This window comes from Bacillus sp. FSL M8-0049 (assembly GCF_038593355.1).
Taxonomy (GTDB): domain Bacteria; phylum Bacillota; class Bacilli; order Bacillales; family Bacillaceae; genus Bacillus; species Bacillus safensis.
Genome location: NZ_CP151986.1, coordinates 2976179 through 2996649 on the forward strand (window position 1 = coordinate 2976179; position 20471 = coordinate 2996649).

The window sequence follows — 20471 nt, forward strand, 5'->3', positions numbered from 1 at the left end:
CCTTGATATAGTGAGTACTTGAACTAAAGATAGAACAGGAGTACGCATCATGACAGGAAAAACACACATCATGGGCGGAATTGCCGCCTCCACAGCCGTTGCCTACTATTATGGATTCGACCCAGTGATAATGGCTGCCGCTGGATCAGCAGGTGCCCTGATCCCTGACCTTTGCCATACAAAAAGTAAAATCGGCAGAAAATTCCCGCTGCTCTCGGCACTGATCAGCAGTGTGTTCGGTCATCGCACGTTTACACACAGTTTATTATTTTTGCTGATCATTTATTTTCTAGCGACCACATACATTCCAAATGACAGCCTAAGTATCGGTTTACTAGTCGGGATGGCAAGCCATCTCATCCTGGATGCAGGAACAGTGAACGGGATTAAATTTTTATTTCCAGCTTCCATTAAAGTGCGTCTTCCCTTCTATGTCAAAACAGGCAGCGCAGGAGAACAAGTCGTACTGGCTGCTCTTACCGTCGTTACCTGCTATTACATCGCTGTTATCTGCGGCATATCCATCCCATTCTAATGAATCAAAAAGAGATTTCCGAAAAACACAGGATATGAATTGATCATTCCTCATTTTTTTAGTAGGTTTAAGATAAGTGTTTTTGCCTTGCAGCTGAATACAGAATGGTGAGGAGCTACATAAATGAAAGCGTTTTTCAAAGATCACTGGTTTTTAGTGTACTCCATCCTCTTCATGTGGATGAAAACATACATCATTTATCAATTCGGATTTCACATACGAACAGCCAATCTGTTTCATGAATGGCTGCTTTTGATCAATCCACTTAGCTTTTTGCTCCCCTTGTTTGGGATTGCTCTTTTTTTAAATGAAACGAAGCAAAAGGTTTTTTTATTGACCGCAAATTTGATTTTGACGGCGATTCTCATATCGAATACGATTTTTTATGGATTTTATATTGATTTCATTACGATCCCTGTATTATTCCAAGCGAAAAACATGGGAGATATGGGCAGCAGTATGACGGAATTATTCCACCCGCTGTTCTTGCTGATGCTCATTGATTTCGTGGTGCTGGCTTGGCTGTTAAAGCGCAAACCTTTAGCGCCAAAAGCCTCCTTCAAGACGATCAAAACATATTATGCCGTGTGCTGCAGCTTTCTATTGTTTCATGTCAGTTCAGCCATGCTGGATCACCCTCGCTTTCTGACAAGCTCTTATGATCGAGAAGTGATTGTTCGAAACCTTGGGCTGTTCCAGTTCCACCTGTATGACGGCGCTGCCCAAACAGCGCGTATTGGACAAAAAGCCTTTGCAGATGAAGATACACTTTCAACCGTAGCAAACTACACAAAAGCTGATTACAGTGCACCAAACGAAGAGTATTTTGGACTTGCTAAAGGCAAGAACGTTGTGTTCATTTCACTCGAATCAACCCAGCAATTTGTCGTTGATCAAAAGGTGAATGGACAATACATCACCCCCTTTTTAAATCAACTCGCTAAAAAGAGTTTTTATTTTGATGAATTTTATCAGCAGACTGAGCAAGGAAAGACGTCGGATTCAGAGTTTATTGTCGCAAATTCCCTCTATCCATCTAGCAGCGGCGCTGTCTTTTTCACAGCTAGTGACAACGAATACGACACGTTATACAAGCAGTTGAAAAATGAGAACTATCAATCCGTCCAATTTCATGCGAATAATAAAACGTTTTGGAATCGTGATGTGATGTATGAATCGTTTGGGATTGACCGCTTTTATGATGTCGATTCTTATCAAGTCAATGAACAGAATTCAACTGGCTGGGGCTTAAAGGATATCGACTTCTTTGACCAATCCATTGATTATTTAAAAAAGTTGAAGGCGCCTTATTACAGCACGTTCATTACCTTGACCAATCACTTTCCATTTGAAATTGATCCAAAGGATCAATTGATTGATGAATATGATTCGTCCAGCGCCATTTTAAACCGCTATGTGACGACCGTCCGCTATCAGGATGAAGCCATTAAGAACTTTTTTGACCGTATGAAAGAAGAAGGACTGTATGACAATACAATGTTTGTTCTCATGGGAGATCACTATGGCATCTCCGAGGCACATCATCAGGCAATGGCAGAGCTGCTCAAAAAAGATGAGATTACACCGTATGATGCTGTGAAATTGCAGCGTGTTCCCTTTTTGATTTACATTCCGGGAGTCACAGATCAAGCACCGCAGACAATCTCTGAAACAGCTGGGCAAATCGACGTGAAGCCGACACTCCTGCACTTACTCGGTATTGAAACGAAGGATGCCATTCAATTTGGCAATGATTTATTTTCAAACGAACGGACGCCTTTTGCTGTTTTGAGAAACGGGAACTTTATTACAGATGATTATCTCTATACAAAGAACACCTGCTATGATCAAAAAACAAAAGAACCTGTTGAACAGGATGAGGTGTGTCAGCCTTATATCGAAAAAGCCAATAAAGAGCTTTCCTTATCAGACAAAGTGATCAATGGGAATTTGCTCCGTTTTTATCAGCAATAAAAGCCGCCTTCTGGCGGCTTTTTCTTTTCTCTTTTTACTGAAAGCCTATGAATGGTCAAATAAGTTTGCTTATAATAAAGGATACAGATGATATTGAATAATAAGAGGTGTGAACATGAAGTATACGTTCTTCGCCTTCATCGCCATCTGTTTGCTCCTGAGCGGGTGTCAAACAGAGATGAAGTCATCGGATACAACAACCAAAAAAACAGAGCTTGTCATTTCAGCTGCGGCAAGTCTTCAGGATGCACTTAAAGAAATTGAATCTGCCTTTAACGATGAGCATCCGAATGTGACATTAACAAATAATTTCGGGTCATCCGGCGCATTGAAGCAGCAAATTGCACAAGGGGCAAAGGCGGATCTCTTTTTCTCAGCAGCTGAAGCGCCCTTTGATGAGCTTGTGAAATCTGGAGACATCGATCAACATTTTATCAAGGATGCCATCCAAAATGAGCTTGTACTCATTGTGCCAAAAGATCACTCTTCCTCTATTAAAAGCTTTCAAGATGTCGAGCACATAAAAGGAAAGGTTGCTCTTGGCACCCCTGAATCCGTTCCTGCTGGTACATACGGCAAAGAGATTTTTACAAAACTGAACATCTGGGATCAAGTGAAAAAGAATACTGTGTACGGCAAGGATGTACGGCAGGTTTTAAGCTACGTAGAAACAGGAAATGTGGAAGCAGGTGTTGTGTATAAGACAGATGCCCTCGTTTCCAAAAAAGTAAAGATTGCCGCTGAAGCCAATCAGGACATGCATTCCCCGATCATTTACCCAGTAGGGATCGTAAAAGGGACAGAACATTTAGAGGAAGCCAAGTCCTTTTTTCAATTTCTACAATCAAAAGCAGCCAAATCCATTTTTAAAAAGTACGGCTTTCAAGTGACATAATGCCCATGCTGACTGAAGAATTTCTATCTCCCATCTGGCTGTCCGTGCAAGTTGCCGTTGTGAGCGGGCTGCTGGCAACTGTTTTTGGTACAATGATTGGCTATTGGATGGCGCGAACATCATTTAAGGGGAAAATGATCGTAGAAACACTCTTGATGATGCCGCTTGTCCTCCCGCCAACGGTTGTAGGGTTCTTATTGCTCGTCATATTCGGAAGGCATAGCATGATCGGAGGCGTGATTGAATGGATCTTCCACCAGCCGGTCATTTTCACATGGTGGGCGGCGGTAATTGCATCAACGGTTGTGGCATTCCCGCTTATGTATCAATCAGCAAAAGCTGGATTTTCTACGATTGAGTCAGATATTGAAGGGGCTGCAAAAGTAGATGGTGCTCATTCATTCCAAGTCTTTGCCTATATTACAGTACCACTTGCCCTGCCTTCCCTCTTGTCAGGCAGCGTCCTCAGCTTTGCCAGAGCCCTTGGGGAATTCGGGGCGACCTTAATGTTTGCCGGCAACATCCCAGGAAAAACGCAAACTCTCCCAACTGCTATCTATGTGGCGATTGATTCTGGACGAATGGAGCTCGCTTGGGCCTGGACGATTTGTATTGTGATCTTATCTTTTATCATGCTCTTGGCTGTGCGCCGAAGCAGTACGTAAAAAATCCTCTTTCTCATATAAGAAAGAGGATTTTATTATTTATTCAAACCCAACCGTCATTGTCTCTGGATTTGAGCCGACGCGTTCGTTATTGTTTAATGCATCGATTTTTTCCATGTCTTCTTTGGAAAGCTCGAAGTCAAAGATGTCTGCATTTTGTTTAATGCGTTCTTCATTGATTGATTTAGGAATTGTCACAACACCGCTTTGCAGATCCCAGCGCAAGATGACTTGAGCAACAGATTTGTTGTAGCGTGCAGCAATGTCTTTCAATACGTCATGATCTAATAGCTTCCCTTGCATCAGCGGAGACCATGCCTCAATTTGAATGCCTTTTTCCTTTGCATATTGACGCAGTTCAACAAGTGTCAGTTTCGGATGAAATTCAACTTGGTTCACAGCTGGCACAACCTCAGCATCTTTTAACAGCTCTTCTAAATGCTGAATGTAGAAATTGCTGACTCCAATGGCTCTGACTTTCCCGTCTTTATAAAGCTTCTCAAGTGCGCGCCATGTGTCTTTAAATGTATCTGCATTTGGTCCAGGCCAATGAATCAAATAGAGGTCTAAGTAATCAAGACCTAATCGGTTTAAGCTTGCGTCAAACGCTTCAAGCGCTTTGTCATAGCCTTGATCTGTGTTCCATACTTTAGATGTGATAAATAAGTCTTCTCGTTTCACGCCAGATTCTTTAATCGCTTTTCCTACGCCTGTCTCATTTTTATAAACAGCTGCCGTATCAATGCTGCGATATCCGTTTCGTATGGCTGCTTTTACGGCATCTACCACTTGATTGCCGTCCTCCACTTTGAATACACCTAAACCAAACCAAGGCATTTCAACTCCGTTATTCAATGTTACGGTATCATTCAAGCTTTTGACCATTTTAACAACCACCTTTTTTATAGATTCCATCTCTTTCATTATCTCATGTTGTACTTCAAAACTCTATTATCAGGCGTTTCTCTTCGCTTCGATGGCTAAGAGCAGCGCACCTGTCATGCCAGCCTTGTCCTCAAGTCCTGGGGAGACAATGTATGTATCAAGCGGCGGCAGGTCCACATAATCATTGACATAAGCAGCCAGCTTCTCACGAATTAGTGGGAATAACTGCTTTTGCTTCATGACGCCTCCGCCCATGATGATGCGCTCTGGGCTTAAAATGAGCGAGTACTGCATAAGCGCCTGCGCTAAATAATCCGCCTCAAGTGACCAAACCGCTTCTTCCTTCGTAAGCTCTTTGGCAGGTTTCCCCCACCTTTTCTCAATCGCTGGTCCAGCTGCCAGTCCTTCTAAACAATTTCCATGTGCCGGACAGATACCTGCAAACGAATCCGATTCATCCTGTCTGATAAGGATATGTCCCATCTCAGGATGTGAATGGCCGTGTAGAAGCTCATTTTTCACAACAGCTCCCGCACCAATGCCTGTACCGACCGTGATATACAAACAGCTGCTTAGCCCTTTGGCTGCCCCCTTTGTTAATTCACCTAGTGCTGCGGCATTGACATCGGTTGTAAAAGATACTGGGACACCTAATTGCTTCTCAAGCTCAGGAATGAACGGATAATGCTTCCACTCCACTTTTGGCGTGTTCATGATATAACCGTATGAAGGATCATCCTTTTGAACACAAATGGGTCCAAAGGAGCCAACCCCTAATGCTGCAATGTCATGCTGCTCAAAAAATGGAATGAGCTTTTGTATTGTTTTCTCCGGGTGCTCTGTCGGAATCGTCATTTCCTCTAAGATGTCTCCATGCTCATTGCCGATTGCACAACAAAATTTTGTACCCCCAGCTTCAATTGCTCCATAATACGCCATCATTGATCCCCCCTGCTTGTTCTCTTTCTTCATCATAAAACATGGGGGAGAAGATGACAACATCACGTATTGGTGAGCAGAACAGCTTCCATGTCATTGATATACTCCCTTAAATGATGGGCAATATCACGATTGATCTCACCGTCTTCATATAAGGTTTGAATTTCATTTCGAATCGTCTGTACAGCTTGGAAGTTCAGCTCTTTTTTCTTCCGGTCAAATGAACGGTCTTTTTGCTGGAAGAAGCTTGGACCGTGTTCACAGCGGAAAATCACTTGATTATAAAAACCAATGACTTGGTGGCACGTTTGTTGGTTTTCATCTGTCATATGATGTTTGATCGAATCTACTGCAGCTTCAGCGGTTTTCTTACGGATTTGTTTGTACGATTCCTCGTTTTCTAAAATGCCGCTTGAAATGTGCTGATTCGGCCGCCATAATTGCAGCCATTGAAGCAAGCGCAGAAACTTCACCTTTGAAAAGCGAATTTTGAAGGAGTTTGAATACAGCATTTCCAGCTCATGAAATCTTTCTTGCAGCTCATAGGCTTCTTCCTTGTCAATTTTCTCTTCCTCAATTAATTGTTGAAGTTTCATCTGTTCTGCTTTGATACCGTGCAGTCTGATTTTTCGCTCTTGTCTTCTCATCCCAAATTGGTATGGTTCACGCTGGATATTTCTCAGCTTCATTCGGTAATCATTGATGAGTGCAAGGGATACTTCCCTGTTGTCCTCATTCATTCCTTCTTTTAAGGTTTTAATGGCACTTCTCAGCAGCTTTCGTTTTGCATGCTGAATCTTTGTATCCAAGTCCACGTCGACTTGCTTGTCTTTTTTCTCTGATAAAAGAGGCAGTAACACACTGGCTAAAATGAGCGTACATAAAATCACACCAGCTGCGAGGAAAATAATCAAGTGCCGCTCTGGAAATGGTGATCCGTCCGCAAGCGTAAATGGAATAGAGAAGGCACCGGCCAATGTCACAGCCCCGCGGACACCAGAGAATGTCATAAGCATCGAGGCGCGAAGCTTCGGCTTTTTCACATTTTGCTTTTTCGTTGCACTCCATTTTCCTGCCCAGAACAGCCATACCCATAAGAACCGCAGCACCATGAGACATAGTGTAATAATTAAGATGTAGCCAATCACCTGCATGTTGTTAAAGGCTTCATCCTGGAAAATAACTGTGGAAACATCCGGAATCTGCAGTCCAAGTATGACGAAAACAAGGCCGTTTAAAATAAATAAAATAATATTCCAGGTGTTTGATGAAGCAATTTGCAGCTTGGCTAAATTCGCTTCCATTCGGTCTTGCTCAATGGCATGTGTCACACCGCCAGCCACAACAGCTAAAATGCCGGATACACCGATTTCTTCCGCTGCTAAATAAATCACAAATGGTGTAAGGATTTGCAGGATGATATGCATTGTGACATCGTCCATTCCTAAACGGCGGAGGAAATAGCGAAAACGAATGATAAAAAAGGATAGAATAAATCCAGTCAATAACCCGCCTGCTGCAATCAGTACAAAACTAAAGGATGCCTGAGCAATTGAAAAAGCTCCCGTCACCGTTGCAGCAATGGCAAATTTAAAGGCGACAAGTCCTGATGCATCGTTCATCAGCCCTTCGCCTTCCAGCAGTCTCATGATGCCCTTTGGCATATTCACACGGCTGGATAAAGCACTTACTGCCACCACATCTGTCGGTGATAAAATTGCTGCAAGCGCAAATGCGGCTGGAAGCGGTATGCTTGGAATCATCCAATGAATGGTATATCCCGCTACAATGACGGTCGCAAACACTAAACCAAGCGCTAAAAGAAGAATCGGTGCTCTTAATTTCCATAGCTCGTCCCTTGGGGTACGCTTCCCGTCATTAAATAACAGCGGCGCAATAAATAGAACGAAGAAGAGTTCAGGATTTAAAGAAATATGTAAACCTGAAGGAAAAGCTGCCACCAATATTCCTAAGCCCACTTGAATTAACGGAACGGGAATAAAGGGGACAAAACGATTGATAATATTAGATGCTGCAATGAGTGCCAGTAGTACGAGCACTGCCAAAAAAATCTCCACTAGTACATGTCCCTCCTATGTATATTTTTCGTCAAGTTTTGCTTACATGCAAAGATGTGTTCATTACATCCGTCCGCTCAGAAGTGCTTCTTTAGTATTCCGCAAAAAGTGAAACCAACACATAACAATCCATCTAGGCAAAAAAAGGCTGAATCCAGATATTCAGCCTGCTGACAAAATTTTCATCATATGTATTGTTCAAATGATGAACAAAAGACCCTGCTTTTATTTTACACGAAAACTCCATCATCTGCTGATATTCAGCTCTTATTAAACACAAAAAAAAGAGCGGAATCGCCCTTTTTCGTTTTACCCTTTATTTAAAAAATAAGACCTGGCGGGAAGGCGCCATTTGAATAAGTAGGAACAAACCCTGCATACGACGAGGATGACAAACAGCAAATATAAAGCAAGCTCTCCTTGCGCTAAGCCGAGTCCAACGAATAAGCCGCCAAGGGCTGCCCATACGGCGTAAATCTCTGCTTTTAGCACAAGCGGCTTTCGCCCTGCTAATAAATCACGCACAATTCCGCCGCCGCTTCCAGTCAATATGGCTGCCACAATGACTGCACTGAGCGGGAGTTCTCTTTGCACAGCAAATAATGCGCCTTGAATCGCAAACGCTGCTAAACCGATCGCATCCGAGAAATTTCCCCATGTGCTCCAGTGCTTGAGCAAAAGCTTTGGAAAAAGAAACACAATCGTAATGGATACAAGGGCAATCGTAAACATTTTGCCCTGTGACCATAAAGCAGACACCGGAAGACCAATTAATAGATTCCGAATCGCTCCACCGCCAAATGCTGTCACAATCCCTAAAATGTACACACCAAGAATATCGTACTCTTCCTCCATTGCCACAATCGCACCACTAATAGCGAATGCGACAATGCCAATGATACTTAAGACTTCCCATGCCATTTTCCGCTTATCTCCTTACCTTTATCTGATCATCTAACACTACTCCCTTAATGTATATCTGACACAGGTGAAAAGCAATACAAATTTTCTTTAAATTTTATCTTTTTGCAAAAATAAAAAATAGCCCGCTTATAAGCAGGCTATCTCTTTCAATCTTCTTTTGCATTTAACAGCAGCATACTAATGATGATGAGAATAAATGCAATAAGGGCTAGCAGTGGAATGGTGATAAAACCAAACCAGTTCAAATAATCAACAGAACAAGGAATACCGCTCAGGCAAGGGCGGATCGATGCAAAGCCAGGTATCTTTTGTTCCATATAATGATAGATAGAAAAACAAGCGCCAATCACAGCCAGAGGCAGAACGTAATATTTCACTTTCACATCGCCTCTGAATGTCGCAATTCCAAGTAAAAGCACGAGCGGGTACATGAAAATGCGCTGAAACCAGCACATATCACATGGGATAAACTTCTTTACTTCACTTAAATACAGGCTGCTCATCGTCGCAACGATAGAAACGATCCAAGCACTGTATAAGTAAACAAGTTTATTCTTCATGATTTTTTCCCTTTGAGCTCTTGATCAATTAATTCTTTGATTTCATCATAGTCATAAAAGTTTTCGACTTGTTTATTGTTAATGAAAAGAGTTGGTGTTGCATTCACTTTATATTGGTTCACAAGCTGATCGTCTGTGTTCAGCTGCGGCTGATATGTTTTCTTTGATAGATGATCTTTAAGCTTGTCCGTGTCTATTTTTGTTGTCTTTTTCGCTAGCTCTGTCAGCTTAGCAGGCGTGACCCATTCTGCTTCACTATCTGGCTGTGCTTGATAGACAGCTTCATGAAATGCCCAAAAGTTTTTCGGATCTTCTTTCCACACTTCTTCAGAAGCTAGTGCTGCCAGCACTGCGCCATCTCCATGAACAGGAAGTGGCAAGTTAATAAACGAAAATGATACATCGCCTTTATCTATGTAGTCCGCTTTCAGCTTTGGGAAAATGTCTGTTTCAAATGATTTACATGATGGACATTTATAATCCCCAAACTCGACAATTTGTACGGCTGCGTTTTTATCTCCCATGACAGGCTGTCCTTTAATAGAAGGCTTACTGTCAACCGTTTGTGCTTCTTTGCTGTTGTTGTTTCCAATGACGACGAATAATCCGATGAGAAGAGCTGCGATAATGGTTAAAATGACAGCAAATTTAATGGATGATGATTGATTATTTTTTTTACTCACATAAGCACCTACCTTATCTTTTTCATTCCTTCAAAAGAAAAAGGATAATAGCTTAGAATAATGCCATTATCCAACTTCTTCTATTTTAACAAGAGGGGATTCATTATGAAAGATGGTATTCATGAATTTTTCCTAACAATTTTATTTCATTACCCTCATGGCATTTAAAACAGCGAGTACAGTCACACCGACATCCGAGAAGACGGCTTCCCACATGGTCGCAATACCAAATGCTCCGAGTAATAGGAAAACCCCTTTAACTCCAAGAGCAAATGCAATGTTCTGCCATACAATTCTTCTTGTTCGTTTAGCGACAGCGATGGCTTCTGCTACTTTTGACGGCTGGTCTGTCATAATGACGATATCAGCCGCTTCTACCGCTGCATCTGAACCAAGTCCGCCCATCGCAATTCCTATGTCTGCTCTTGCTAATACCGGTGTATCATTAATGCCGTCCCCAACAAATAATAATTTTTCTTGAGGCGCTTTTTTCTGATCAATTTCTTCTAATTTCGTTACTTTATCCTGCGGTAATAATTCGGCATGTACTTCATCAATGCCAATTTGCTGGGCGACCGCTGTTCCAACTTGCTTGGCATCACCAGTCAGCATGACTGTTTGAATGCCAGATGCTTTTAGAGATGAGACCGCTTCAATTGCATCATCCTTTAATTCATCTGCAATCAAGATCGATCCGGCAAACTCACCGTTAATGGCCATGTACACAACTGTTCCGCTTCGTTTTTCTTTTTCATACGAAATGCCTTCTCGTTCCATCAAGCGATGATTACCCGCTAACACTTGTGAACCACTGATGGTCGCTTTAATTCCATGTCCCGCAATATCCTCATAGGCTTCGATCTGGTTTTCATCAAGCGGCGAACCATATGCCGCTTTAATCGATTCAGCAATCGGATGTGAGGAGTGAGCTTCTGCTAAAGCTGCAAAAGAAAGCAGCTCCTCTTCTGACCACTTGTCGCTCGTTGTCACGATATTGGTCACCGTAAAGTTCCCTTTTGTGAGTGTGCCCGTCTTATCAAATACAGCATAACTCACAGAGTTCAATGCTTCTAAATAGTTACTGCCCTTTACTAAGATGCCTCGTTTAGAAGCTGCCCCAATTCCCCCGAAGAACCCTAATGGGATGGACACGACAAGCGCACAAGGACAAGAAATCACTAGGAAAACGAGTGCCCGGTAAACCCAGTCAGACAATTGTGCTGATGGAATGAGAAGCGGCGGCACAAAGGCAAGCAGCAATGCTAATACAACGACAGCCGGTGTATAGTATTTTGCAAACTTTGTGATAAAGTTTTCTGTCTGTGCTTTTCGGCTGCTCGCATTTTCAACCAAATCTAAAATTTTCGTCACGGCCGATTCACTTAGCCCTTTTTGCACTTCAATTTCAAGAATACCGTTTTGATTCACAAATCCTGCAAGAACTTCTTTCCCTGCTTCTACATCCCGCGGCACAGACTCACCTGTTAATGCAGAGGTATCCACAAGTGAAAATCCTTCAATGACAAGACCATCAAGTGGAATTTTTTCGCCCGGTTTTACGACGATACGGTCACCGACTTTTACTTCTTCCGGCTTCACTTTTTTTGTTTCATTTCCTACTTTGAGATTTGCATATTCAGGGCGAATATTCATTAATTCACTAATGGATCGTCTTGAACGATTCACTGCTGCCCCTTGGAACAGCTCTCCAATTTGGTAAAACAGCATCACTGCCAGTGCCTCTGGATATTGCTGAATCACAAAAGCGCCAGCAGTTGCAATGGTCATTAAGAAGTTCTCATCAAATACTTGGCCGCGCACGATATTTTTCAGCGCTTTAAAAACCACATCACCGCCGACTAGTAAATACGCTGCGAAAAACATGATAAATTTCAGTAAGCCATCTTCTGGTATAAAATAAGCTGCTGTTCCTATAACAGCACCGCCAATTAATTTCAGCACAATCGCTTTTAAATTCTTTGTCCCATGATCATGATCGTGGTGATGTCCCTCTTCTTTTGGTGATACACTCACATGAGGTTCGATGGACTGAACTGTTTTTTCAATACGCTTTGACATCGTTTCTTGCTTATCTGCATGTGTGACAGTCAATGTCCCTGTCGCAAAATTAACGGAACAAGCTTCAACGCCATCCATTTTGCTGACACCTGTTTCAATTTTACGTGCACAGTTTCCACAATCAAGACCGCTTAATACGTATTCATCCTTCATTTTTTTCATGTTCTCACCTTTTTTCTATATGATAAGTAACGTTCCCTGGATCGATGAAACCTATTAAAAATCAAAAACTTTATATATGAGCATATATTCATATATTAGATTACCTTTATTATATGAGGAGTTCTTGTCTTCTGTCAATCATTTCTGAAGAAATCATTGGTTTTTTGTGTCCAATTCTGTCACACGGATTTTCAATAAACCAAGCTCATGTCCCCCGCTCCCCGCATAACATAAAAACGATCATTTGCAGTTTTTCTCTTTACAAAAGAAGGACATAAGCTTAGAATAAAATAAAAGTTTCCCTAAGGAAACAAATTAGCGTTAGTGAATCATTTCATCCTTTAGTCAAAATTATTTAATGTATGCATATATCTTTAGGAAGTTCAATGATGATTGAAAGGGGCCGCAAGAGATGTCAAATGCTTTAACAATCGACCGTCTTCATGTCTCATATCACGGACAGGATGCATTAGAGAATGTCTCTCTTTCCATACAGGAAGGGACAATGACAGGAATCATCGGTCCAAATGGTGCTGGTAAATCGACGTTACTCAAGGCATGTTTGGATCTCATTGAAAAAGACCAAGGGGATATTCGTTTTTTTGAGCAGCCCTTTAAACAAGTCAGAAAACAAATCGCCTATGTACCGCAGAGAAATGATTTAGATTGGACGTTTCCGATTCATGTACTGGATACCGTACTACTTGGAACATATCCGAAGCTCAGACTAATCAAACGTCCAAAAAAAGAAGACCGGGCATATGCGTATCACTGTTTAGAAAAAGTCGGGATGCAGGACTTTGCCAAAAGACAAATCGGTGAGTTATCCGGCGGACAGCAGCAGCGTGTCTTCCTTGCAAGGGCACTTGCTCAAAACGCACAGCTCTTCTGTTTGGATGAACCATTTGTCGGGATTGATATGGCAAGTGAAGAAACGATGGTTCGCATTTTGAAGGAATTACGAGATGAAGGGAAAACCATTTTGGTTGTCCATCATGATTTGAGTAAGGCAGATGATTATTTCAGCCATCTTGTTCTGTTAAATAAAAAACTCATCAAAGCAGGGCCTGTACACGACATCCTTCGCCCAGAAATCATGCTGGAAGCATATGAAACACAGCTGCCATTCTTAAAATCAGCAGGAGGAGACGTGTAATGGAATTTTTAACCGGACTCTTTGAATATGCTTTTTTACAAAAAGCGCTATTTACATCTGTCATGGTAGGCATCATTTGCGGCGTTATCGGCTGCTTTATCATTTTACGCGGCATGGCCCTGATGGGAGACGCCATTTCACACGCCGTACTGCCAGGTGTCGCCATCTCTTATATGCTGGGAATTAACTTTTTCTTCGGGGCCGTTTTAACTGGGGTGTTAACAGCGATTGGGATCGGTTATGTGAGTCAAAACAGCCGCATAAAAAATGATTCTGCCATCGGCATTGTCTTCACAGCCTTTTTCTCAATCGGAATTATTTTGATCACATTTTTGAAAAGTTCAAGTGATCTATATCATATTCTATTTGGAAACGTTCTAGCTGTTCGATCATCTGATATGTGGATTACACTGGGAATCGGTATTTTTATTTTGCTAGCCGTCATAGTTTTCTACAAGGAATTGCTCATTAGTTCATTTGATCCGGTGATTTCTTCGGTTTACGGTTTGCCGAATCGTATGATTCATTATTTTCTCATGACCTTATTGACCCTTGTGACCGTTGCATCACTGCAAACCGTTGGGATTATTCTTGTTGTTGCCATGTTGATTACGCCGGCAGCCACCGCTTATCTCTTAACGGACCGGCTATGGATCATGATTTATTTATCTGCTTTTTTCGGTGCTGTTTCTGCTGTCGTAGGTCTAGGGCTTAGTTTTACGTATAACTTGTCATCAGGCGCTTCCATCGTGCTGGTCGCGACTATTTTATTCGGCAGTGCCTTTATCTTTTCACCAAAGCAAGGCATTCTATGGAGATCATTAAAATCTAAACGAAAACGAACGCACTTAAAAAAGGAAGCGTCTATGTAAAAGGAGGACATATATGAAGAAGGTATTTGCTATCCGTTTGACCGCAGTATTCATTGCCCTTATGATCATCGCAGGCTGTTCAACCCAGCAAAGTAATTCCGGTAAAGATGACGGCACATTAAAAGTTGTCACGACCTACTCCATTCTTTATGACATTGTGAAGGAAGTAGGCGGGCAGCATGTCTCTATTCACAGCATTGTTCCCATTGGTACAGATCCACACGAATTTGACCCGCTGCCAAAGGATGTTCAGTATACGACGGATGCAGACCTTGTTCTATATAATGGCTTGAACCTTGAAACAGGAAACGGCTGGTTTCAAAAGCTGCTTGAATCGAGCGGCAAGGACGGGGATGATGCACCTGTAGCCGAGCTGAGTAAAGGCGTCAAAGTGAAGCATTTGTCATCAAAAGGCCTTGAAAGCCAGCAGGATCCGCACGCATGGCTGAATGTCGAGAACGGGATCATTTATGCCCAAAATGCCCGAGATGCGCTCATTCAAGCAGACCCTGAGCATAAAGAGGATTACGAAAAAAATGCAGAAGCCTATATCAAAAAGCTTCAAGCGCTTCACGATGAAGCAAAAGACAAGTTTGATCAGCTGCCAAAAGATAAAAAGCTCCTTGTCACAAGTGAAGGGGCATTCAAGTATTTTGCAGAGGCGTATGGATTGAAAGCCGGCTATATTTGGGAGATCAACACAGAAAGTGAAGGAACACCAGGACAAATGAAGCGCATTATTCATTTTGTCAAAGATCATCAAGTTCCTGCGCTCTTTCTTGAAACAAGTGTTGATAAACGCAGCCTTGAAAGCCTCTCTGAGGAAACCGGGGTTCCGATCAAAGGAAAAGTCTTCACTGACTCTATTGGAAAAGAAGGTGAAGATGGAGACAGCTACTATAAGATGATGAAATGGAATATCGACACCATTTACAAAGGGCTGTCATCATAAGAAAAGACAGGTGGAGTAAATCCGCCTGTCTTTTTTGTCAGCCTGTTATATTTTCTGGATGTTTTTTCGGCCAAATGACGTAGCTGATGCTAATGATGAAATCAATAGTTAAGATCATCCCCCATGTATTGACAAGCTGCATCAGTGCTTCCGTCCGCTCTGGTGCTTGGATGAGATAGGTTAATCCATATAACAGCCCCGCTCCAATAACATAAGAAATGAAATGCCGCGCCCAGCCGACCATTTCATAAACAGACCGCTCTTTCCCGTACTTTGGTTTTCCCTTTGGCTTAGGACCTCCTGCAAATCGATAGGCAAACCTAGCATCTGCCCATTTCACCATTTGATGTCCGAAGGCAAGGCTCACACCAATATAAACAGCCGCAAGCCCGTGGATGACACTCGCCACAGCCCCTTGCCTTAAATCTATATAAGTAGCCGCAAGAAGTATGAGATCCAAAACCGGCGTACAGACAAGAAAAAAAGCACCCCACTTTTTCTGTTTAAACACATAACGCAGCGTTAAGCCCATTAGAATAAACAGCCAAAAACCAATTTCACATGCCACAATCAATAAACCGACCAATTTCTCCACATCCTTTTTAATACGATTGTATTAAATAAAAAATAACACAGATGTGTTAAAAAAACAACAGCTATGCTAAAATCAATGTATGCCAAAAATCGTCGATCACCATAAACAAAAACAAAAGGTCGCTCAAGCTGCAATGAGAGTGATTAAACAAGAGGGATTGGAAAGCGCTTCTGTACGAAAAATAGCAGTCGAAGCTGGAATTTCAGCCGGCTCTATGCGTCATTATTTTTCCACACAGCAAGAGTTATTTCTATTCTCTATGAATTTAATTCAAGAAAGAGTCAAGGAGCGGATTACAGGGCTTTCATTAAACGGTTCAACGGAGGAAAATGTCCTCACTTTATTGGAGCAGCTTCTTCCACTTGATGAAGAAAGAAAATTTGAAATGGAGGTGTGGCAGGCTTTTGCAATCAAGGCGCTGACTGAACCAGATCTACAGCCGCTCAATGCAAAGATGTATGACGAGCTTTTCCAAACGGTCCAATATTGTTTAATGAAATTGAAAGAGGATGAGCTGCTGCTAAATGATATCGATCTTTTATTAGAAACCGAACGGCTTTATGCGGTCATCAATGGGCTTGCATTGAATGGAATCGTGCAGCCCGAACGTATACCGCCTCAGCTCATACGCTCCGTACTGCAGATGCACCTGCAATCCATCACAAAAAAAGACATGTCTCCTTAATTGGAGAGCATGTCTTTTTTTAATCTTCCATAAAAATACGTTTCGCTTCGTAGTAAAGCACCTGCACAAATTTCTTCACATTGATGCGGGTGTGTTCTTCTCTTCCGCTCATCTCTTTCGTCAATTCGCTCATTTTCTTTCGTACGATGGTGAAATCGAAAAATTTAGATGCGTAATTTTCAAACGTTGGATGGGAAAAATCGGTAAGCCCAAGTGATGCGATGTGTTTCAATGATTGATTGATCGCACGCCTTACCCGCTGTTCGGCTGCCTTTGCTTCTCTTGCGATGTCTGCCGATGTGTAGGGCTCACTTAACTTATCCTCCGTAATCCCAGTGAAAATGATCTTTAAAGAAGGAAAGGAATCATGATGATCAGCATGCAGCGCTAAATACTGGTCTGTAAACAGAATCATATCTAATAAATCTTTAGACCCCTTCTCACCAACAATACCAAGCTCCGCCAGCAAAAACTGACCTGCCTCTGCAAGACTTTTCCCCCGCTGCTTCGTTTTCGTCTGACCGCGCTGCTGAAATTGCATGACTGATTTGAGTGAGTGCTGAATATTTTCAATTGAATGCTCTAAATGAAGACGTTCAATCATCAGATGGAGGACACTTAAGACCTCTACACGATTGATCGGCTTTGTCACATAATATTCGACGCCAAGCGTATACGCCTGTCCGATTAATTCCTTTGTTTCAACCTGTGACAGCATTAAGTATTTCCCATGAAACTCATCCTTGATCGCTCGAATCGTTTCAAGCCCGTCCCTTTCCGGCATCAATAGATCAATACATAAGATATCAATGTGCAAATCATTTAAGTAGCTGGCTGTTAACTCTGCGCCATCCTCTGCTTCCCCGGCCACAATGCCAAGCTCTTCATCTTCAATGAGCTGAGCCAGTGAAGAACGAACGGCTTCATCATCATCAACTATAAAAAATCTCATCTCCCAATCCCCTCTTTTCTACTGACTTGATCTACTGGTATCGTTAATGTGAAAATCGTTTGTTTATTTGGGATACTCTTCATCTCAACACTTCCGCCAAGCTTCTCCGCTGTATCCTTTACATAGGCAAGCCCGATACCGCTAGATGGATTCCCAGCCTGGTCGTATTTCAAAGTGAAGCCCGGTTTAAAAATCACATGATGATTACGTTCTTTTATGCCAGGCCCGTTGTCGCTGATCTGAAAAATCACGTGGTTTTCTTTCTGTGAAATAGAAAGTGACACCTCTCCATCTACAGGAATGGCTTCAACAGCGTTGGATACGATGTTATTTAACAAAGATAGAATGGTATACACGTGATAGGCGGGATGCTTCCCATCTTCATCATAATGAAAGACGATGTTTTTTTTAAGAGATTCTGCGTAATTTTCATGAATGCGAATGACAAGCCCAGCGATATGAGAAGGACTCTCATAAGCCTGGAAGTTTTCTTCATGAATCAGCTTTGATAAGGCAGAAAAAATCCGCTGGTTATCCTTTTTGATTTCATGCACCTCTCCTGCAATTTGCAAGGCGGTTTTACCGAGCTTTTTCAAATCCAATGATTCCGCATCCTTTGCGTGGTGAAGGGATTGATACAATTGATAGGATGTAGCCGTAATGTGCTCGGCATGTGCGAGTGTTTTATGAAAATATGTAGATTCCGTGTAAAGGTTGGACAGGAGCATCAGCAAATGTTCCTTTTCCTTTTTCATCTGACGCTCTCTCGCCTGCTCTTCATATAAGCGAATCATTGTATAACAAGCCAACACGAAAAAGCTTCTGAAAATCGCTAAAACAAATAATTGAAACAGCGTCCGCACCGTTAACATTTCATCCATCGTGCCTCGAAGTGCGATGATCTCAACAACGCTTGCGCACAGCTCCATGACGATGCCTGTTGCGCCAATCAGCCATGGCTGATCGCGGAAACGTCTGACCTTCAATAAATAAAAGAGTGTGCCATAGACAACATAATAAAGCAGGGAAGGAAATCTTAATGAAACTGCCTCTTCAAGCGGAAGATGCCCTGTCACAGCTGTATCAAGCAGCACGCGAAACGCAAAAACAGATATCCCAGCGATGATGCCGCTTGCCCATGCCGGAAATCTTTTCATTTGAAGCAGGATAAAGAAAAAGACAACGGTTCCAAAGCTGACCCGAAAGCTGTCCTCAAATGGATAAAATTTAAACTCTCCGCCAATCGGCGTCAGTACAATGAGCAGCACAATTAAATAAGGCTCTGTATTCAGCCATTTTTTCAGTAGATTCAAACGCAGTCACATCCCTAATAATTTACGATAGTATACTATGTGAGCTAAAGAAAAACAAACCTCCATGAAAAAGCGCACACCGGAACTTTGCCGGTGTGCGCTTCTCATGATGCCGCTTAATCTTCTAAACGATCCTTTTCTAAAAGTGATGCACCAGCAATACCTGGTTTTGTCATTTCAAAAGGATTTAAGATGACATCAAGCTCTTCCTCTGTTAACACATCATTTTGCAGACAAAGCTCACGTACAGATGCACCTGTAAGGATGGCTTCTCTTGCAATTCGTGCAGCCGCTTCATAACCAATGTGCGGGTTCACCGCCGTCATGACACCGGCACTCTTTTCTACATATTCTTTTAATCTAGATTCATCTGCTTTTAGGTCACGCAAGCAGTTGTCCACGAAGGACTCGAATACATTTTTCATCATGCTGAGAGATTGAAGCAGGTTGAACACTAACACTGGTTCCATAACGTTTAGTTCAAGCTGGCCAGCCTCTGATGCAAGACAGATTGTGTGATCGTTCCCAATAACTTGGAATGCCACTTGGTTCATGACCTCAGGCATAACTGGGTTGACTTTTCCTGGCATGATGGATGAACCTGGCTGTCTCGGCGGCAGGTGCAGCTCACCAAAGCCCGCTCTTGGACCTGAAGCCATTAGACGAATATCGTTCGCCATTTTGGACATGTTCATCATACATACTTTAAGCGCAGCCGATACTTCTGTATAAGCATCCGTATTTTGCGTTGCATCGACTAAGTCTTCAGCACCAACTAACGGTAATCCGCTAATGTCAGATAGGTAGCCAACCACTTGGCGAATATACTTAGGATCTGCATTCAATCCAGTTCCGACTGCTGTTGCACCCATATTGACTTCATATAAATGCTGTCTAGACTGCTTGATACGTTTAATATCACGAGCAAGAACTTTTGCATAAGCACTAAACTCTTGTCCAAGTCTGATTGGAACAGCGTCCTGAAGATGCGTGCGTCCCATTTTGATGACATGATCGAATTCCTGCGCTTTTTCGGTCATGACTTGATGCATGTTTTCCATCGTATAAAGTAGTTTTTCAATCATATTCAATGTTGAAATATGAATCGCTGTTGGGAAAACGTCGTTTGTTGACTGCGACATGTTCACATGCGTGTTTGGACTTAGCTCAGTATAAGCGCCTTTTTCCTTTCCTAGTAGTTCAAGCGCTCTGTTTGCAATGACTTCATTGGCATTCATATTCATTGAAGTGCCAGCCCCGCCTTGAATTGGATCGACAATAAATTGATTGTTCCATTTTCCTTCGATGACCTCATCTGCGGCTTGAACAATTTTTTCTCCAAGACCAGAATATAGTCGCTGTGTATCCATATTTGCAAGTGCGGCTGCCTTTTTGACAATCCCTAATGCTTTGATGAGTTCCTCATGAATACGGTAGCCTGTAATTGGAAAGTTCTCCACTGCACGTAATGTTTGAATTCCATAATATGCTTGAGTGTCTACTTCCTTTTCACCTAGAAAGTCTCGTTCGATTCGAACTTGCTTGTCCTGTAGCTTCGTCATTTGAA

At 42.2% G+C, this 20471-nt stretch carries 19 protein-coding genes; 8 read left to right on the top strand and 11 right to left on the bottom strand.

Annotated elements, in window-relative coordinates; all coding sequences use genetic code 11:
• Positions 1-49 precede the first annotated feature (49 nt).
• The 4 genes from NSU13_RS15450 (at position 50) to modB (ending at position 4069) form a co-directional block, all read left to right on the top strand.
• Entirely contained in the window at positions 50-535 is a 486-nt protein-coding gene (locus NSU13_RS15450; RefSeq protein ID WP_034280902.1) for a metal-dependent hydrolase, read from the top strand.
• Between the two features lie 123 nt (positions 536-658).
• Positions 659-2509, top strand: a complete 1851-nt coding sequence (locus NSU13_RS15455; RefSeq protein ID WP_342489613.1) for an LTA synthase family protein — start codon at positions 659-661, stop codon at positions 2507-2509.
• 115 nt (positions 2510-2624) lie between these two features.
• Positions 2625-3404: a molybdate ABC transporter substrate-binding protein gene (gene modA / locus NSU13_RS15460; protein WP_046313201.1), complete on the top strand. Its 780-nt coding sequence runs from the start codon at positions 2625-2627 to the stop codon at positions 3402-3404.
• On the top strand, positions 3404-4069 hold the full coding sequence (modB, locus tag NSU13_RS15465) for a molybdate ABC transporter permease subunit (protein WP_065215167.1): 666 nt from the start codon (positions 3404-3406) through the stop codon (positions 4067-4069). The genes modA and modB overlap by 1 nt, the downstream gene beginning before the upstream one ends.
• Positions 4070-4108: 39 nt before the next feature.
• Here modB and NSU13_RS15470 read toward each other — a convergent pair whose 3' ends face one another.
• The 7 genes from NSU13_RS15470 to NSU13_RS15500 all read right to left on the bottom strand — a co-directional run bounded on the left by NSU13_RS15470 (position 4109) and on the right by NSU13_RS15500 (position 12379).
• Positions 4109-4954, bottom strand: a complete 846-nt coding sequence (locus NSU13_RS15470) for an aldo/keto reductase (protein WP_039181397.1) — start codon at positions 4952-4954, stop codon at positions 4109-4111.
• A gap of 69 nt (positions 4955-5023) precedes the next feature.
• Positions 5024-5893: an ROK family protein gene (locus tag NSU13_RS15475; RefSeq protein ID WP_034280908.1), complete on the bottom strand. Its 870-nt coding sequence runs from the start codon at positions 5891-5893 to the stop codon at positions 5024-5026.
• A 62-nt stretch (positions 5894-5955) separates the two neighbouring features.
• A complete protein-coding gene (locus NSU13_RS15480; protein ID WP_041115673.1) occupies positions 5956-7971 on the bottom strand; it encodes a Na+/H+ antiporter in 2016 nt (671 codons plus the stop codon).
• A gap of 309 nt (positions 7972-8280) precedes the next feature.
• Entirely contained in the window at positions 8281-8892 is a 612-nt protein-coding gene (locus tag NSU13_RS15485; protein WP_024423463.1) for a trimeric intracellular cation channel family protein, read from the bottom strand.
• Positions 8893-9041: 149 nt separating this feature from the next.
• Positions 9042-9455, bottom strand: a complete 414-nt coding sequence (locus NSU13_RS15490) for a disulfide oxidoreductase (protein WP_024423464.1) — start codon at positions 9453-9455, stop codon at positions 9042-9044.
• Entirely contained in the window at positions 9452-10138 is a 687-nt protein-coding gene (locus tag NSU13_RS15495) for a DsbA family protein (RefSeq protein ID WP_034280910.1), read from the bottom strand. Before NSU13_RS15495 ends, NSU13_RS15490 begins: the two co-directional genes overlap by 4 nt.
• Positions 10139-10279: 141 nt before the next feature.
• Entirely contained in the window at positions 10280-12379 is a 2100-nt protein-coding gene (locus tag NSU13_RS15500) for a heavy metal translocating P-type ATPase (protein WP_342489614.1), read from the bottom strand.
• 412 nt (positions 12380-12791) lie between these two features.
• On the opposite strand from NSU13_RS15500, the gene NSU13_RS15505 reads away from it, so the two are divergent.
• Genes NSU13_RS15505 through NSU13_RS15515 form a run of 3 tightly spaced genes read left to right on the top strand, consistent with a single transcriptional unit; the run spans position 12792 to position 15359 of the window.
• Positions 12792-13535, top strand: coding sequence for a metal ABC transporter ATP-binding protein (locus tag NSU13_RS15505; RefSeq protein WP_342489615.1), 744 nt, complete (start codon positions 12792-12794; stop codon positions 13533-13535).
• Entirely contained in the window at positions 13535-14407 is an 873-nt protein-coding gene (locus NSU13_RS15510; protein WP_024423468.1) for a metal ABC transporter permease, read from the top strand. Before NSU13_RS15505 ends, NSU13_RS15510 begins: the two co-directional genes overlap by 1 nt.
• A gap of 13 nt (positions 14408-14420) precedes the next feature.
• Positions 14421-15359, top strand: coding sequence for a metal ABC transporter substrate-binding protein (locus NSU13_RS15515; protein WP_034280913.1), 939 nt, complete (start codon positions 14421-14423; stop codon positions 15357-15359).
• A gap of 37 nt (positions 15360-15396) precedes the next feature.
• Here the strand turns inward: NSU13_RS15515 and NSU13_RS15520 are convergent, their stop codons facing one another.
• The gene (locus NSU13_RS15520; protein WP_041108485.1) at positions 15397-15945 is read right to left on the bottom strand and encodes a hypothetical protein; all 549 of its coding nucleotides are present in this window, start codon (positions 15943-15945) and stop codon (positions 15397-15399) included.
• A gap of 88 nt (positions 15946-16033) precedes the next feature.
• Between NSU13_RS15520 and NSU13_RS15525 the strand changes: the two genes are divergently transcribed.
• Positions 16034-16639, top strand: coding sequence for a TetR/AcrR family transcriptional regulator (locus tag NSU13_RS15525; RefSeq protein ID WP_342489616.1), 606 nt, complete (start codon positions 16034-16036; stop codon positions 16637-16639).
• Positions 16640-16658: 19 nt separating this feature from the next.
• On the opposite strand, the gene NSU13_RS15530 is transcribed toward NSU13_RS15525, so the two are convergent.
• The 3 genes from NSU13_RS15530 to aspA all read right to left on the bottom strand — a co-directional run bounded on the left by NSU13_RS15530 (position 16659) and on the right by aspA (position 20466).
• Positions 16659-17591, bottom strand: coding sequence for a response regulator (locus NSU13_RS15530; RefSeq protein ID WP_034280916.1), 933 nt, complete (start codon positions 17589-17591; stop codon positions 16659-16661).
• On the bottom strand, positions 17588-18904 hold the full coding sequence (locus NSU13_RS15535; RefSeq protein WP_034280917.1) for a sensor histidine kinase: 1317 nt from the start codon (positions 18902-18904) through the stop codon (positions 17588-17590). The genes NSU13_RS15530 and NSU13_RS15535 overlap by 4 nt, the downstream gene beginning before the upstream one ends.
• 116 nt (positions 18905-19020) lie before the next feature.
• The gene (gene aspA / locus NSU13_RS15540; RefSeq protein WP_024426050.1) at positions 19021-20466 is read right to left on the bottom strand and encodes an aspartate ammonia-lyase; all 1446 of its coding nucleotides are present in this window, start codon (positions 20464-20466) and stop codon (positions 19021-19023) included.
• Between the last annotated feature and the right edge of the window lie 5 nt (positions 20467-20471).

Excerpts from the sequence above, each read along its gene's own strand:
- NSU13_RS15450 (WP_034280902.1), top strand. The coding sequence starts at position 50 with ATGACAGGAAAAACACACATCATGGGCGGAATTGCCGCCTCCACAGCC.
- NSU13_RS15455 (WP_342489613.1), top strand. The coding sequence starts at position 659 with ATGAAAGCGTTTTTCAAAGATCACTGGTTTTTAGTGTACTCCATCCTC.
- modA (WP_046313201.1), top strand. The coding sequence starts at position 2,625 with ATGAAGTATACGTTCTTCGCCTTCATCGCCATCTGTTTGCTCCTGAGC.
- modB (WP_065215167.1), top strand. The coding sequence starts at position 3,404 with ATGCCCATGCTGACTGAAGAATTTCTATCTCCCATCTGGCTGTCCGTG.
- NSU13_RS15470 (WP_039181397.1), bottom strand. The coding sequence starts at position 4,954 with ATGGTCAAAAGCTTGAATGATACCGTAACATTGAATAACGGAGTTGAA.
- NSU13_RS15475 (WP_034280908.1), bottom strand. The coding sequence starts at position 5,893 with ATGGCGTATTATGGAGCAATTGAAGCTGGGGGTACAAAATTTTGTTGT.
- NSU13_RS15485 (WP_024423463.1), bottom strand. The coding sequence starts at position 8,892 with ATGGCATGGGAAGTCTTAAGTATCATTGGCATTGTCGCATTCGCTATT.
- NSU13_RS15490 (WP_024423464.1), bottom strand. The coding sequence starts at position 9,455 with ATGAAGAATAAACTTGTTTACTTATACAGTGCTTGGATCGTTTCTATC.
- NSU13_RS15500 (WP_342489614.1), bottom strand. The coding sequence starts at position 12,379 with ATGAAAAAAATGAAGGATGAATACGTATTAAGCGGTCTTGATTGTGGA.
- NSU13_RS15505 (WP_342489615.1), top strand. The coding sequence starts at position 12,792 with ATGTCAAATGCTTTAACAATCGACCGTCTTCATGTCTCATATCACGGA.
- NSU13_RS15510 (WP_024423468.1), top strand. The coding sequence starts at position 13,535 with ATGGAATTTTTAACCGGACTCTTTGAATATGCTTTTTTACAAAAAGCG.
- NSU13_RS15515 (WP_034280913.1), top strand. The coding sequence starts at position 14,421 with ATGAAGAAGGTATTTGCTATCCGTTTGACCGCAGTATTCATTGCCCTT.
- NSU13_RS15525 (WP_342489616.1), top strand. The coding sequence starts at position 16,034 with ATGCCAAAAATCGTCGATCACCATAAACAAAAACAAAAGGTCGCTCAA.
- NSU13_RS15530 (WP_034280916.1), bottom strand. The coding sequence starts at position 17,591 with ATGAGATTTTTTATAGTTGATGATGATGAAGCCGTTCGTTCTTCACTG.
- aspA (WP_024426050.1), bottom strand. The coding sequence starts at position 20,466 with ATGACGAAGCTACAGGACAAGCAAGTTCGAATCGAACGAGACTTTCTA.